The organism is Marinobacterium litorale DSM 23545, assembly GCF_000428985.1.
GTDB lineage: Bacteria > Pseudomonadota > Gammaproteobacteria > Pseudomonadales > Balneatricaceae > Marinobacterium_D > Marinobacterium_D litorale.
This window is the reverse complement of the sequence record NZ_AUAZ01000019.1, coordinates 79,751-95,615: the sequence shown is the minus strand read 5'-3', so window position 1 is coordinate 95,615 and position 15,865 is coordinate 79,751. Positions and strand designations below refer to the sequence as shown.

Below are 15,865 nucleotides of genomic sequence, written 5' to 3'. Positions count from 1 at the left end.
ACATTAAGAGAGCGGAAGCCTTTTTTAATATGTCCTTTTCTTGCTCCAAGCGTTTAACCCTGGCTTCCAGTTCCTGGATGCGCTTCTGCTCGGGCGTCATAGCTTTGCTTGCGGGCGTTTCCCCGTCACGTTCGGCACGTAACTGATCCACCCACCGACGCAGTGCGGTATCACCGATACCAAGTGACCGGCAGGCCTCAGCGATGGAATAGCCCTGATCCAGTACAAGACTAGCGGCTTCCAGCTTGAACTCGGGCGTAAAGGAACGACGTTGTTTTTTCATTGAACACCTCTAGGGTGGCAAGGTTACCACCTATCTGGGTGTCCGGAATCATTGAACCACTACAACCACTACAAGTGTTTACCGGTCAGAACCAGGGCTCGGTGTCTGAGGATTCGCTACTCGTCACTTCCGGTACTTTGACGATATCGGATCGTGATGCAGGTGAAAGCGGGGTTCAGGCCGACAGCGCGCCCGGAACGTTCGGCAGTTTTTCTATTAATACCCAGGGTGAGTGGAGTTACACCCTCCATAACGGATCTGATGTGGTTCAGGCGTTGGGGGGCGGCTGGGCGGCAACTGAGTCTTTCGAAGTTCAGTCCATTGATGGCACAACTCACCGTGTGGACGTAGATGTTTACGGCGCCAATGGTGCACCGTCGGGGGGAGTCACTGTTTCGGGGCAACCGATACAGGGGCAAACCTTATCGGTCGATATCAGCGCGCTGGATGATGAGGAGGGGATCGGCGCGCTGGATTATCAGTGGCTGTTGGATGGCGTACCGATTTCCGGTGCCGAACAGGCTTCGTATGTGCTGTCACAGGATGAGGTCGGTGGTTTGGTGAGTGTACGCGTCAGTTATACCGACGGTGCGGGCGCCACTGAAAGCTTGCTGAGCAGTGCAGTATTGATCGAGAACGTTAACGATTCTCCGACAGGAACTTTGGTGCTGGCAGGCGTTGCTGAGCAGGGAGGGACCTTGTTTGCCAGTGAGTCGATCGCCGATCAGGATGGACTTGGAACCTTCAGTTATCATTGGTTGCGCGACGGTGTACCGATTGATGGTGCGACGTCCGCGCTCTACACCCTTACTCAGAGTGATGTAGGCTCCGCGATCAGTGTGGTAATCAGCTACACCGATGGTCAGGGGGAGGGTGAGGAGGTTGTGAGTAGCGAACTCAGGGTGGCGAACGTCAATGATTTGCCCGCGGGCTCCGTAGCGATTAGTGGTGATCCTTTGGAGGGTGAGCGGCTGTCGGCACAGGTTTCGCTCACAGATCTGGACGGACTTGGCGCGTTTTCTTACCAGTGGCTGAGATCTGGTTCAGCTATAGAGGGAGAAAACGGATCGGTTTATGTACCAGTACAGGCCGATGTCGGTGAATCGATTAGTGTTCGGGTGGAGTATACCGATCAGTTCGGTACCGAAGAACGTGTTGAAAGCGCCGCAGTTACCGTGGCTAACGTCAACGACAGTCCTGAAGGGGCGGTTACCATCAATGGTAGCGCCATTCAGGGTGAAGTGCTGACCGCAGTTCCCTCAATCAGTGATGAAGATGGCATTGGGGCGTTGAATTATCAGTGGTTGCTCGATGGTGCTCCGATCAACGGAGCGACGGCGTCTGTATATTCGCTGAGCCAGTCGGATGTGAGCGCGCAGATTAGTGTGCGCGTTGCCTACGTGGATGGACAGGGAACGCAGGAGCAACTGGAGAGTAACGCTCTCCTTATCGCTAACATCAATGACTCACCCTCTGGAGAACCTGTTATTGAGGGAAGTGCCGAGGAAGACAGTGTGCTCTCAGTGGCCCTTGGCGGAATTGACGATGCTGACGGGCTTGGGACATTCGACTTTCAATGGTTTAAAGATGGGGCGTTGGTTTCTACAGACTCGACTTATCTCCTCACTCAAGCAGATGTGGGTTGTGATATTAGCGTAGAGGTAAGTTACGTCGACGGGTTTGGTCAAAGTGAGTTTTTGCTCAGTTCGGCGGTGGGCCCCGTTGCCAACCGCAACGATAACCCGGTTGGTTCTGTTGTCTTGCAGGGGATTGCAAGCAGTGGGGAGGTTATTTCGGCAACGCCTGAGTTGAGTGATGAGGATGGGGTGGGTGACTACAGCTATCAATGGCTGCTCGATGGCGTGGTGATCGGCGGAGAAACTTCATCGACACTGGCTCTGACGGATGAGTACATCAATGGTCAGGTGTGGGTGGAGGTGAGCTACGTTGATGGTGAGACTACGCTGGAAACTGTTGTTTCCGGTCATCTTGAGGTTCGGTCATCAGCCGTGGTGATCGATGATGACGCTTTCTTATGGGATTCGACCATTCAGACTCCTGAAGGTGAGATTGTATCGGCGCCAGAGGCTCAGCTTTATAGGAGCTACTACGGGGCACTGGGTCGTTTGCCCGACGGTGGAGGCTATGACTGGTGGCTGAACGAAATAGAGCAGGGACGCCATACACTGACTTCGATGGCGGCGGGATTTATCTATTCGGTGGAATTTCGAGATCTTGCCGATCAAGATGGCAGTGGAGCGGTCAGCAACGCGGAATTGATCGAGCATATTTATACCGGGGTCTTTGGTCGCTCGCCGGATATTGGTGGATTTAACTGGTGGCTCGATTTACTCGATCGTGGCAGCAAATCCCAGGAACAGGTATTTATCGATATGACCCAGTCCAATGAGTACGTGGAGCTGACCGTCAATATCGTGGCCGAGATGCAGTTTATCTGAGGGTTTGCCCTGTTCTCGTTTTTGTAGAGACTTGATCAGCCAATCAGGTTTTTGTCTTTTAGGCTCCTGTTTCTATTTTTTTAAAAGATTTAGAGACGAATTCTTCCATTTTTGTTGTGGCTGCCCGGAGCCTCTATTAGTCTTTCCGGTATGGGGTTCATGGCGAGCCTCCTATTTATAAGTGCATTGATGTTGTCGATGGAACGTTTCAGGCTATCTTGAAACAGGGATGAGAGGACTTGGTTGTTTGGGCCGACAGGTCTAAGGACTGTCTCTTGTCCCAGGGATGAAACGACAGGCGGACAAACAGCATGGCTGTTAAAACGATACGAAAAGTCATTCCACTCACTTTTTGGCTGATGGCAGCCTCTACGGCGTTCAGTGCTGAGGGTCCCGTTTTTCCGATTGCGGGTTTTTCGGTGGATGGCAACTCCGTATTAAGCCAGTCGGAGATCGACGGCACCCTTTCCCCCTATATCGGAACCGATCAGCAGTTCTCCGACATTGAAGCGGCGCGTATAGCGCTCCAGCAAGCCTATATTGATCGCGGCCTTTCCACTGTGAAGGTCTATTTGCCGGAGCAGGAGATATCCGGTGGGATTGTGCAGTTTCAGATCGAGGAGAACCGTCTTGGCCGGGTCTCCGTGGTTGGCGCAAAACATCACGACGCTTCAAATGTCCGCCAGAGTGCGCCCCAGCTACAAGAGGGAGAGCTTCCGAATGTAGTGGAGTTGGCTGAAAGCCTGAGGTTAGCGAATAGGAACCCGAGTAAAACAACTTACATCTTGTTCCGACCACTGGAGTCGAGTAATGAAATAGAGGCGCTGCTCAGAGTCGATGACAGACCCGCCCGAAAGCGATTCATTACTGTGGATAATAGCGGCAGTCCCACCACCGGCAGGACCCGCCTTGCGCTAGGCTTTCAGGATGCCAACCTGTTCAACAGTGACCATGTTCTGACTCTGCAAGCCATTCTGTCCCCGGAACAGATTGATGATGTGGCCGTGTTGGGGTTGGGCTATCGAATCCCGTTTTATCGGAACCAAAGCACTCTTGATCTGTTTGCCGGATACTCCGAGGTGGATTCGGGGACTATCGCTTCTGTCTTTGAGGTTTCCGGTGCCGGCACCGTATTGGGTGGCCGATATACTCAATACTTCCAGCGAGCCGGGGCCTATGAGCAGTATCTGGCTGTGGGGTGGGAATACCGGGACTACGATAGCGATGTCGACTTTTTCGGAGCTGAGATAGGTGCCGATGTAACAGTCTCTCCGCTGTCGCTTACCTACGGGGGTGATTGGCAAAGCGAGGATAGCCTTCTCAACTTCAGTATTGGAGTGCATGCCAATTTACCCGGGCTTGGCAGCGACCATGACGACTTTGATCTTGCCCGCGCCGGAGCCCGGGAATCCTACTGGTTGAGTCGTGCAGCGCTTACTTATAGCCGCACCTTTGCTGAGGAGTGGCAGTTTACCTGGAATCTCCAGGGGCAATACTCTGATGGGCCTCTGGTGCCTGGCGAGCAATTCATGCTCGGCGGCGTGGATACGGTTCGTGGTTTTGAAGAAAACATCGTTGCGGGTGACCGTGCCCTGCTGAGTCGGATGGAACTTTTGGGCCCTGATTTGGGTGGTAAAACCGAGCTCGCAAATGACTTTTGGCGCTTTCTTGTGTTTGTTGATTCAGGAGCTGTGAGACGTAATGAAGCATTACCCGGAGAGAGTCAGGGCAGCGACCTTCTCAGCGTTGGTGCGGGTGTGCGGTATGGCCTTACCGAGAGGTTGAGCTTGAACATCGACTACGGTTGGATAGTTGATGAACAGAATACCGGCGAAAGCTCGGGCGATGGTCGCCTGCATGGTCGCCTGTCTTACCTGTTTTAGGAGAACTTGCTATGAGCCGCTCTCTGTTCCGGCACCCTTGGACGCGAGTTGGGCTTTTCTGCCTGGGGGCGTTAACCAGCCTCAGCGGGCGGGCAATGCCCTCCGGTGCTGAGGTGATTCATGGCAGTGCCGAACTCAGCCAGATTGGACAGGACCTCAGCATTCGGAACTCCCGCAATGCGATTATCGAGTGGCAGGATTTCTCCGTTGAACTGAAAGAATCTCTGCGTTTTATCCAACCGGATGAGCTGAGTGCGGTACTTAACCGAGTCGTAGGCTCAAATCCTTCCGAAATACTGGGCCGCATCAGTTCCAATGGCCGTGTTTTCATCGTTAACCCTAACGGTGTGCTTTTTGGCTCGCATGCGAAAGTTGATGTTCATGGCCTTGTTGTCTCCAGTCTCAATATCAGTAATGAAGACTTTTTGTCCGGGCAGCTTAATTTTCAGGGCAATGATTCTGCGGGCTCCGTAATCAATAAAGGCCAAATCGTGTCGGAGTCCAAGGGCGAAATTGTTTTGATCGCTCCGATTATCGAGAACAGCGGTTTGATCAGGTCCGATAACGGCGAAGTTATTCTCGCGGCGGGGCAGAGTGTGGAGTTGGTCGATAGTCAGAATCCGGAGATCAGGGTGCAGGTTTCAGCGCCCTCGGGTGAGGCGCTTAACCTCGGAGAGCTGATTTCGAGCGGGGGGGATATTGGTATCTACGCCGGGGTGGTAAATCAGTCCGGAGTTGTATCGGCATCCAGTGCTGTCTCGGAGGGCGGTAAGATCTATCTCAGGGGGCGGGAGCATAACGTCCTCGGGCACGCATCGGTGACGCGATCCAATGGTGTCGAGGGTGGCCGGGTTGTGGTGACCGGAGATGCAGTAAAGATCAACTCCGGTGCCAAGGTGAGTGCCTTGGGAGAAAATCGGGGCGGTGACGTGTTGGTTGGAGGCAGCTGGCAGAACTCTAATCCGGATGTGCCGCAGGCGAGAACCGTATCGGTTGGATCCGACGCTGAGATAGACGCCAGTGCGACTGTCAGTGGCGACGGCGGAACGGTTGTGGTCTGGTCTGATATCAATGACAGCCACTCCCGATCAGTGGTTGAGGGTAACCTCAAGGCCGAGGGCGGGGTATCCGGTGGCGATGGGGGGAGAATTGAAGCCTCGGGGCACCTTCTGGATATAGAGAAGATGACGGTATCGACCGCAGGCCCGGCGGGCAACCCCGGTCAGGTTTTGCTTGATCCGCTCAACATCACGATTACAGGTTCTGCCGATATCAACGGAGACTTGGATCCCGGTGATGATATTCAGTCGGCGTCCGATCTGGACAGTGACGGCGTTTACCCAGGCGCGACGAGTCGTATCACGGGAGATGCGCTGACAAGGCTGTTAGATAACAGCGATGTAACGCTCGCAGCTACCAATAATATCAATGTCTTTTCCAATATTAATAAGACCGGTGTCGCCGAGACCACGCTCCGCCTTGAAGCCGGGGCGGATATCAATCTTAGCCGAGATATTACCTCCACTGGAGGGGAGTTAAATCTCGAGTTCCTTCCTGGCCTGATATCGGCAGACGGGAAGGTCGATCTGAACTATTCGGTTGTGGATTTGGCTGGTGGGCTTTTGACAGTGAGTCCGGGCGCTGACAGTGGAACAGGGTTACTCTATATCGGTGTTTCTGACGGACAAAACGAGCTTGTTTTGAATAGCGATGCCAATGTCTATCAGCTAGCGCTGGATGGAGGCGTCTTGAGTGGTAGTGGAACGCTGAATGTTCAAGACACGGTTAAGTGGTCTTCGGGGGAAATGACCGGATCGGGAACCACCGTAATAGGAGCGTCGGCCACCGGGAGCCTCGGTGATGTGGCCGTCATCTACCTCAGTGAAGGGCGTGTTTTCGATAACCGGGGGAGTCTGGTTCAATCACCGAACAGTCTCCTGGGTCGGACGCCGATCGGGAGTACGTCCAGCACACCGATCATCTATAACACGGGCACCTGGGAGCTATCGGGAGCGGCCTCAATCACCGAGGGCGACGCCAATACCTTTGGCTTTATCAACAACGGGATCGTGAAAAAGTCGGGAGCTGGAACGACCAGCACACTGATGGATATGACTAATCACGGTGTGGTTGAGGTGACTGGTGGGCAATTGTTGCTCGGTCAGTCTTTCGGAACAGGGCGAACACATAACGGACGCTTTGAGTCGGCGGCCGGTACGACAGTGAGATTTTCCAGTGGCTCTCACCTTTTTAGTAACTCCAGCGCTTTTGCCGGGGGGGGCTCTTTTGACCGTGCAAACGCAACCTTATCTTTGGTCGGTCAGTCCAGCGGGCTGACCATCGAGAACGGCACCGAGATCGATTTGGCACTACTGGATTTTCAGGGCACCGGAAATCTGACCAACCGTGGTCTGCTAACCGCTTCCGGACCGCTTAACTTTGCGGGGAATCTCTATAACGCCGGCACCATGACACTGACCAACGACAGTAGCTTCAGTGGCCTGTTTAATAACCTCGGGACGTTGAATCTGAATGCCGGTATAGCTGATTTTATAGCTGGGCTGTCGGTTAACAACGGGACGATCACAGTTGGAAGTGGAGCTACGCTTGGTGGGGATGTAACGCTGGCTGGCGGGGTTTTAATGGGCACGGGGGTGCTGGCCGATAATCTCTCTCATAGTGGAGGTGTGGTGAAACCGGGTGCTTCGCCCGGTGTGCTGACCATTGAAGGCGATTATCAGATGTCACCATCGGCGACGCTCCAGATCGAGTTGGGCGGCACTGGTGTCGGGAATTATGATCAGCTCGATGTACTCGGCTCTGCGACGCTGGATGGCGTCCTGGAAATCGTACATTTCGGAAGCTTTGTACCCACTCCCGTTACCCTGTTCAGCAATATTATCGATGCAGCGGGCGGAGTTTCAGGGGTGTTTAGCAGCATCATCGAGCCATCCGGGCATCGGTACGATCTTGCATATAACAGTTCGACAGTTGATTTGACTTATGGTCGTCTACTGACTATTACGGCCAACGATTTCTCTCGGGAATATGGTGATACGAATCCAGCTTTTTCGGCGACATACGACGGATTGTTCTCAGGCGATACCAATAGTGATGTCGTCGGGCTGACTTTTTCGACGGAGGCGAATAGCCTGTCGCCTGTTGGGGACTATCAGTTAATACCAAGTGGTGGGACTGTGCCTGCCTACTACCAGATCGATTATGTGGATGGAGCTTTAGCCGTTGTTCCACGAGTTCTTACAATTACGGCTGATGCTCAGAGCAAAGTTTATGGGGAGGCTCTGGAACTTGATAACACTGCCTTTACCGTGAGTAATCTGGCCAACGGCGAAGCGGTGGGCAGCGTCACGTTGACCAGTCTGGGTGGGCATGACGCCGATACCACCAGTGCAGTGGGGACCTACACCGGCGATATCCAGGCCAGCAATGCCAGTGGCGGCACCTTCGATGCCGGTAACTATACCCTGACCTATGTAGACGCTGACTTGAGTGTGACGCCACGTGCGGCAACGATCACCGCCGATGCCCAGAGCAAGGTGTATGGCGATACCCTGGCGTTGGGCACCAGTGCTTTCACCACCAGCAACCTAGCCAATGGTGAAACGGTGGGCAGCGTGACCCTGACCAGTTTGGGCGGGCATGATGCCGATACCACCAGTGCCGTGGGGAGCTATACGGGCGATATCCAGGCCAGCAATGCCAGTGGCGGTACCTTCGATGCGGCGAACTACACCCTGACCTATGTGGATGGTGACCTGAGCGTGACGCCACGTGCGGCGACAATTACCGCCGATGCCCAAAGCAAGGTGTATGGCGATACTCTGGCGTTGGGCACCAGTGCTTTCACCGCCAACAACCTGGCCAATGGTGAGACGGTGGGTAGCGTGACCCTGACCAGTTTGGGCGGGCATGATGCCGATACCACCAGTGCGGTGGGGAGCTACACAGGCGATATCCAGGCCCGTAATGCCAGTGGCGGCACCTTCGATGCCGGTAATTATACCCTGACCTATGTAGACGCTGACCTGAGCGTGACGCCACGTGCGGCAACGATCACCGCCGATGCCCAGAGCAAGGTGTATGGCGACACCCTGGCGTTGGGCACCAGTGCCTTTACCGCCAGCAACCTGGCCAATGGAGAGACGGTGGGCAGTGTCACACTGACCAGTCTGGGTGGGCATGACGCCGATACCACCAGCGCGGTGGGTACCTACACCGGCGATATCCAGGCCAGCAATGCCAGCGGCGGCACCTTCGACGCCGGTAACTATACCCTGACCTATGTAGACGCTGACCTGAGCGTGACGCCACGTGATCTGACCATAGCCGCCGATGCGCAGAGCAAGGTGTATGGCGATACTCTGGCGTTGGGCACCAGTGCTTTCACCGCCAACAACCTGGCCAATGGTGAGACGGTGGGTAGCGTGACCCTGACCAGTCTGGGCGGGCATGATTCCGATACCACCAGTGCGGTGGGGAGCTACACAGGCGATATCCAGGCCAGTAATGCCGGTGGCGGCACCTTCGATGCCGGTAACTATACCCTGACCTATGTGGACGCTGACCTGAGCGTGACGCCACGTGCGGCAACGATCACCGCCGATGCCCAGAGCAAGGTGTATGGCGACACCCTGGCGTTGGGCACCAGTGCTTTCACCGCCAGCAACCTGGCCAATGGTGAGACGGTGGGTAGCGTGATCCTGACCAGTCTGGGTGGGCATGATGCCGATACCACCAGTGCGGTGGGGAGCTACACAGGCGATATCCAGGCCAGTAATGCCAGCGGCGGCACCTTCGATGCCGGTAACTATACCCTGACCTATGTAGACGCTGACCTGAGCGTAACACCACGGGACCTGACCATAGCCGCCGATGCCCAGAGCAAGGTGTATGGCGATACCCTGACGCTGGGCACCAGTGCCTTTACCGCCAACAACCTGGCCAATGGTGAGACGGTGGGTAGCGTCACGTTAACCAGTCTGGGCGGGCATGATGCCGATATCACCAGTGCTGTGGGTACCTACACCGGTGATATCCAGGCCAGCAATGCCAGTGGTGGCACCTTCGATGCCGGTAACTACTCCCTGACCTATGTGGATGGTGACCTGAGCGTGACGCCACGTGATCTGACCATTACCGCCGATGCGCAGAACAAAGTGTATGGCGATGCTCTGGCGCTGGGCACCAGCGCCTTCACCGTCAGCAACCTGGCGAATGATGAAACGGTTGAGAGTGTCACACTGACCAGCCTCGGTGGGCATGATGCCGATACGACCAGTGCCGTGGGTACCTACACCGGTGATATCCAGGCCAGTAATGCCAGTGGTGGCACCTTCGATGCCGGTAACTACACCCTGACCTATGTAGATGGAGACCTGAGCGTGACGCCACGTGATCTGACCATTACCGCCGATGCGCAGAACAAAGTGTATGGCGATGCTCTGGCGCTGGGCACCAGCGCCTTCACCGTCAGCAACCTGGCGAATGATGAAACGGTTGAGAGTGTCACACTGACCAGCCTCGGTGGGCATGATGCCGATACGACCACCCCAGTGGGTACCTATATGAGCGATATTCAGGTCAGCGATGCGAGTGGTGGTACCTTCGACCCGGCGAATTACACCCTGACCTACGTGGACGGTGATCTGACTGTGAACCCACGTACACTGGTGATCAATGTAGATGCAAAAGCTAAGGCCTATCGTCGTGAAGATCCCCTTTTAACCTTTCAGGTAGCAGAGGGCAATTTGGCTAACGATGATCGTTTTGTCGGAGAGCTAACGAGAGAGGTGGGCGAGCTACCCGGCCTGTACCGGATTGATCAGGGTAGCCTCCGTGTGAACGAAAACTATGACTACGTGTTTAATCCAAACTACCTGGAAGTGGTCGCCACACCGGAGCTGGAGTTCCTGTCGCAGTTAATATCATTGGTTAACGATTCCATTGTCGGTGTTTGGACGCTGCCAGACGTGGGTGAACTACCAAGACAGTCACTTCCCGGTGACGATCCGCGAATCGGATTGTTCGATGCCCTTTTGCAGGCAGTGCAGGGGGGTAAATTGAATGGGGGCAGCAATGAACAGACTCGCCTTATGTGTCCTTAGTTTTCTGATCGTAGCATGGGGCACCAGTGCGCAGGCTGCACCGGCCGCTACTGCGATAGGTGTGTCAGGCACCGTGTCCGCTGAAAGCGGCTCACAGGCACCCAGAGTGCTGGCAGTAGGCTCTGATCTTTTTGATGGTGAGACTGTCACAACCCAGGAGCGCAGTAAGGCCCGGCTTGAATTCGCTGATGGGGGCTTGGTGACGCTGAGGAGTAACAGCCGGTTGGTGATCGAAGCTTTTCACTATGAGGAGCAAAATCCGGAAGGGGATAGCTCGGTCGTAAATCTCCTGAAAGGGGGTATGAGAGCAGTGACGGGGAAAGTCGGTCATCGCAGCGATTCTGAGGCCTATCAAGCCAAAAGCTTTGCAGCGACCATCGGTATCCGGGGGACTGACTTCATACTCAGGCTGTGCGGTCCGGATTATGGTGATTGCAGCGACCTGAAAGTGCCTGCCAGCCATACGGGCGGTGACGGCCTGCCTGTTCCCGGGCTCTATTTTACAGTGGTTGAAGGGAGTATCTCGGTGACCAATGCAACAGGTACCCAGTTCTATTTTGCTGGCCAGAGCGGTTATGTCGCGGACTTCAATACGGCCCCAACGCCGCTGGTTGATGATCCTGAGTTGATCAAAGATTACGAGGTCTTCAGCAGCTTTCTTAACTGTACGGAGTCAGGAATCGGTTGTCTGGTCCAGTGATGCAAGCCTGATTATTTGGTCTGGAAGGTGAACGCGCCATCCCAGTCTTTGGGGGGAGGTGAGTCGACAAAGTGGTCGATTCTCTCCCGGTATACGCCGATCAGCTGAGCGTTGACGATAGAAGAACCTTTCAGGCTCTCCAGTATCATGAGCGCGTCACTCCATTGCTGATTCCGGTATCGGTTTAGAAACTTATCCCAGCGACCCAGCTCAGAGTCGATTCGCTGTGTGTCTTCGTCTTGCGCAACGATCGGCTCAAAGATTTCCACGGCAACCTCTTTGCCTTTGGCGCGCACCTTATCCACCGGGAGAAAGCGGGTGTCCAGGTTGCCTGCCTTGGTGGTTTCACTAACCAACACCTTCACACCATATTGTTTGGTCAACGACTCCAAGCGTGATCCCAAGTTTACATTGTCGCCAAGGACCGTGTAAGCGCGGCGGTAGGATGAGCCCATGTTACCCACACTCATATCCCCGCTATTGAGGCCGATGCCCATATGCAGTGCGGGCCAGCCTCGTGTTTCAAACTCATGCCGTAACGACTCTGCCGCGATTTGCATATCAATGGCTGCCTTCAGGGCCTGCTGAGCATGGTCAGGGTTATCCAGCGGGGCTCCCCAAAAGGCCATTATCGCGTCGCCGATATACTTATCGACGGTCCCCTCATATTTGTAGATGATTTCGGTCATCCGGCTCAGATAGATATTCAGTAACGTGGCCAGTTCTTTTGCTGTGAGATTTTCCGAAAGTGACGTGAAGTTACGAATATCGCTAAACAACACCGTCATATTGCGACTTTGTCCTTCCATCGAGAGTGTCTTGGGGTGGCGCTGTAGCTGATCAACCACGCCCGGGGGTACATACTGCCCGAATAACCCGACCACTTTTTTGCGCGCTCTGGACTCGAAAAGAAAGCCATATGCGGTGGATGCAATAAACAGCGAGGCTATCAGAACGATTTGTGGAGCCAGAGGTAATACCAAGCTCTCTTGGGTCCAGAAAAACAAGTTCAGAGAGACGGCTATACCGATACCAAAGGCGGTGATTGCTAGCGAACCGATCAACCCGGTGGGGGAGAGAAGGATGCTCATCAAACACCCGATAAGGGCTGTCGAAACCAGGGTGGCACCAAGGGTATACGCGGGTTTGTGCTTAATGCTTCCGTCGAGAATCGATGCGATTGCGTTGGCGTGGAGTTCAACACCGGGAAAGGCTGTATCGATTGGCGTATTGCGCAGATCAAGTAGTCCCGGAGCACTGGTACCTAAGAGAACGATTTTGTTTTTAAGGCTGTCTAAGGGGACTTTAGCTTGAAGAATATCGGTTGCGGATACGTAGTGAAAACTCCCCTGCTGGCCGCGGAAGGACAGTAAAATCGCCGCATTCTTATCGACCGGAATCGTATAGTCAGCGACATTCAGTAACTCCAGGCCTGAGTAACTGCCATCACCGGTGGTCGCGAATACGGGATGAATGGGGGGATCATCCAATAATGCTCTGATGATGGCCAAGGAGAGAGCTTCATACAGATTGTCTTGGTAGCGTATTAACAGTGGAATGCGGCGCGTGACGCCATCGGAGTCTGATAACTGGTTGAAATGGCCGGCGCTCCAGGCCGAAGCCTGTAATTCTTCTAAGTTGGCGCCGTAACCATCGGCCTTGAGAAAACTGACTTCCCGGTTTTGGAAGGTTTTCGCCCTGAATACGGGGAAGGGCAGTGCTCCGTTGGTGAATGCGCCACCTACGGAATGGTCGGTATTGAAGTAATAACCGAGCACCACTTTTCGATCGGCAATAGCGGTGGCGAGCTGCTCGTCACGATCAAGCAGAGGGGCTTGCAACTTGGCCTGCTGTTGGAAGGTCGCGTTGCTGCCCAATGGGCTGTGTTTCAGGCGTTCGAGCAGCTCCAGTGCCGAACTGTCATCCGGTTCGCCAAAAACCAGGTCGACACCTAAAACCGCAACTTCGTAGTCGTCAAACAGGGTGTCGACCAGCTGCGCGACTTTGTCACGACGCCAGGGCCAGCGCCCCTCTGCGGCGAGGCTTCGCTCATCGATATCGACTATGACGATGTAAGGGTGTTCTGAGTTAGGTGCCGTAAGGCGGATACGGCTATCGTAAAGCAGGCTCTCAAGGCGATCCATGTAGGGAATCGTGATCCAGCCACCGACATGAGCGAGCATAAACAGGGTTATGCTCAGACTGACCAATATCGATTTGTAGCGGCGGCTATCGATTGTAAAGCGCATCGGCCACAGGGTCCCAAAGACGGTTGCTACCAGTTTGCATGGTCCTGAAGCGTATTGCCATAGCGTTTCGGCAATGCCGGGGCGGTTCAGTTTGCGGTCGGTGGAAAGAGCGGGTGTGAGTTGGAGGTTGGTGGGCCCAGCAGGACTTGAACCTGCGACCAATGGATTATGAGTCCACTGCTCTGACCAACTGAGCTATAGGCCCGGAGTGCGCGCCAATGATACCGGGGCGGTATCATTGGCGCAATAGTTTGAATTAGAAGGCTTTTACGCGTCTCGTTATTCGTCGAGGAAGCTGCGCAGGTGATCGGAGCGGCTTGGGTGGCGCAGCTTGCGCAGTGCCTTTGCCTCGATCTGACGAATACGCTCACGAGTAACGTCGAACTGTTTACCAACCTCTTCCAGCGTATGGTCGGTGTTCATGTCGATACCGAAACGCATGCGCAGTACCTTGGCTTCACGGGCTGTCAGGCCGGCAAGAACCTCTTTGGTGGCTTCACGCAGACCTTCTCCAGTTGCAGTGTCTACCGGCGAGGAGAGGGTGGTGTCTTCGATGAAATCGCCCAGGCTGGAGTCTTCATCGTCACCAATCGGCGTCTCCATGGAGATCGGTTCTTTGGCGATTTTGAGTACCTTGCGGATCTTGTCCTCAGGCATCTCCATGCGCTCTGCCAGTTCTTCGGGCAGCGGCTCACGCCCCATCTCCTGCAGCATCTGGCGGGAAATGCGGTTGAGCTTATTGATTGTCTCGATCATATGCACCGGGATACGGATGGTACGGGCCTGATCCGCGATTGAGCGCGTGATCGCCTGACGTATCCACCAGGTGGCATAGGTCGAGAATTTGTAGCCGCGGCGGTATTCGAACTTGTCCACCGCTTTCATCAGGCCGATGTTGCCTTCCTGAATCAGGTCAAGGAACTGCAGTCCGCGGTTGGTGTATTTCTTGGCAATAGAGATAACCAGACGCAGGTTGGCCTCGACCATCTCTTTCTTGGCCCGGCGAGCACGTGCTTCGCCGATGGACATGCGACGGTTGACCTCTTTGATCTCCGCGAGCGAAATGCCCACTTCCTCTTCGATCTGGATCAGTCGACGCTGAGCGCGTTTTAGGTCAGCGAGGTGATCTTCGACGTACGGCGCATATCCCGCACCGGAGGCGACCAGATCGTCAAACCAGGCCGGGTTGGTTTCATTGCCCGGGAATTTCTGGATGAAGTCACGGCGCGGCATACGGGCGCGCTGGGTGCAGATACGCATAATGGTGCGTTCCTGCTGACGAATACGATCGATATAGTCGCGTACCCGGGTGACCAGGTGGTCGTAGAAGCGGGGCGACAGTTTGATCGGAGCAAAGGCCACACCGAGGGCTTCCTGAGCCTCGCTCAGGGCTTTAACGTCATCACCCAGGCGTGCAGCGTGGAACTGCTCGACGGCATTCTGCAGCAGGCCAAAACGGGCTTTTGCTTCTTCCGGATCGGGGCCGCGCTCTTTCTCTTCGTTGTCGGATGAATCCTTCTCGTTGTCGTCATCATCCTCGTCGTCATCTTCGTCCTCGCTGTCGTCGTCTTCGTCGAGGTCTAGTGGCGCTTCGGTTTCTTCAGCCGGCGCAGCGGAGTCAGGGTCGATGTAGCCGCTGAAAATATCGCTCAGACGGCCCTCTTCCTGAAGTACGGTGTTATACGCTTCGAGGATGGTATCGACGCTGCCCGGGAACTGCGCCAGAGCCATCATGACCTCACGGATACCCTCTTCGATCCGCTTGGCAATATCGATTTCGCCTTCGCGGGTCAGAAGTTCGACGGTACCCATCTCACGCATATACATGCGCACAGGGTCAGTGGTTCGGCCGGCATCAGACTCAACGGCAGCCAGAGCGGCCACGGCTTCGTCGTCTGCTTCTTCAGCCGAGTCTCCGCCGGTCAGCAGCAGATCTTCCGCATCCGGCGCTTCTTCCGATACGGAAATGCCCATATCGTTGATCATGCGGATGATATCTTCGACCTGATCTGGATCGGCGATATCTTCCGGCAGGTGGTCGTTCACCTCAGCATAGGTGAGATACCCCTGCTCTTTACCGCGTGCGATCAGTTCCTTTAAACGTGATTGCTGCTGTTGGGAGTTATCCGACATAGAACCCCTGTGAAGAGTGAAAGCTGAGCTAAG

The 15,865-nt window shown here is 54.8% G+C and carries 7 protein-coding genes and 1 tRNA gene; 4 read left to right on the top strand and 4 right to left on the bottom strand.

Annotated elements, in window-relative coordinates; translation table 11 throughout:
* Positions 1 to 283 (bottom strand): IS3 family transposase (locus G403_RS0114380; RefSeq protein ID WP_027854594.1); only part of this gene is annotated, 283 nt, incomplete at its 3' end.
* A gap of 38 nt (positions 284 to 321) precedes the next feature.
* On the opposite strand from G403_RS0114380, the gene G403_RS0114375 reads away from it, so the two are divergent.
* The 4 genes from G403_RS0114375 (at position 322) to G403_RS23475 (ending at position 11,450) form a co-directional block, all read left to right on the top strand.
* The gene (locus G403_RS0114375; protein ID WP_169719912.1) at positions 322 to 2,742 is read left to right on the top strand and encodes a VCBS domain-containing protein; all 2,421 of its coding nucleotides are present in this window, start codon (positions 322 to 324) and stop codon (positions 2,740 to 2,742) included.
* Between the two features lie 311 nt (positions 2,743 to 3,053).
* Positions 3,054 to 4,625, top strand: a complete 1,572-nt coding sequence (locus G403_RS23480; protein WP_051299074.1) for a ShlB/FhaC/HecB family hemolysin secretion/activation protein — start codon at positions 3,054 to 3,056, stop codon at positions 4,623 to 4,625.
* Positions 4,626 to 4,636: 11 nt separating this feature from the next.
* A complete protein-coding gene (locus tag G403_RS0114365) occupies positions 4,637 to 10,750 on the top strand; it encodes an MBG domain-containing protein (protein WP_027854592.1) in 6,114 nt (2,037 codons plus the stop codon).
* Positions 10,722 to 11,450, top strand: coding sequence for a FecR family protein (locus G403_RS23475; RefSeq protein ID WP_169719911.1), 729 nt, complete (start codon positions 10,722 to 10,724; stop codon positions 11,448 to 11,450). The genes G403_RS0114365 and G403_RS23475 overlap by 29 nt, the downstream gene beginning before the upstream one ends.
* An 11-nt stretch (positions 11,451 to 11,461) precedes the next feature.
* Here the strand turns inward: G403_RS23475 and G403_RS0114355 are convergent, their stop codons facing one another.
* The 3 genes from G403_RS0114355 to rpoD all read right to left on the bottom strand — a co-directional run bounded on the left by G403_RS0114355 (position 11,462) and on the right by rpoD (position 15,832).
* Entirely contained in the window at positions 11,462 to 13,699 is a 2,238-nt protein-coding gene (locus G403_RS0114355) for a CHASE2 domain-containing protein (RefSeq protein ID WP_051299070.1), read from the bottom strand.
* A gap of 128 nt (positions 13,700 to 13,827) precedes the next feature.
* Positions 13,828 to 13,904 (bottom strand) — tRNA-Ile (locus G403_RS0114350).
* A gap of 74 nt (positions 13,905 to 13,978) precedes the next feature.
* On the bottom strand, positions 13,979 to 15,832 hold the full coding sequence (gene rpoD, locus G403_RS0114345; RefSeq protein ID WP_027854590.1) for an RNA polymerase sigma factor RpoD: 1,854 nt from the start codon (positions 15,830 to 15,832) through the stop codon (positions 13,979 to 13,981).
* Positions 15,833 to 15,865: the final 33 nt, after the last annotated feature.

Bases quoted from the DNA above. Each gene is read 5' to 3' on its own strand.
- G403_RS0114365 (WP_027854592.1), top strand. From the start codon at position 4,637: ATGAGCCGCTCTCTGTTCCGGCACCCTTGGACGCGAGTTGGGCTTTTC.
- rpoD (WP_027854590.1), bottom strand. From the start codon at position 15,832: ATGTCGGATAACTCCCAACAGCAGCAATCACGTTTAAAGGAACTGATC.
- G403_RS23475 (WP_169719911.1), top strand. From the start codon at position 10,722: ATGAACAGACTCGCCTTATGTGTCCTTAGTTTTCTGATCGTAGCATGG.
- G403_RS23480 (WP_051299074.1), top strand. From the start codon at position 3,054: ATGGCTGTTAAAACGATACGAAAAGTCATTCCACTCACTTTTTGGCTG.
- G403_RS0114355 (WP_051299070.1), bottom strand. From the start codon at position 13,699: ATGCGCTTTACAATCGATAGCCGCCGCTACAAATCGATATTGGTCAGT.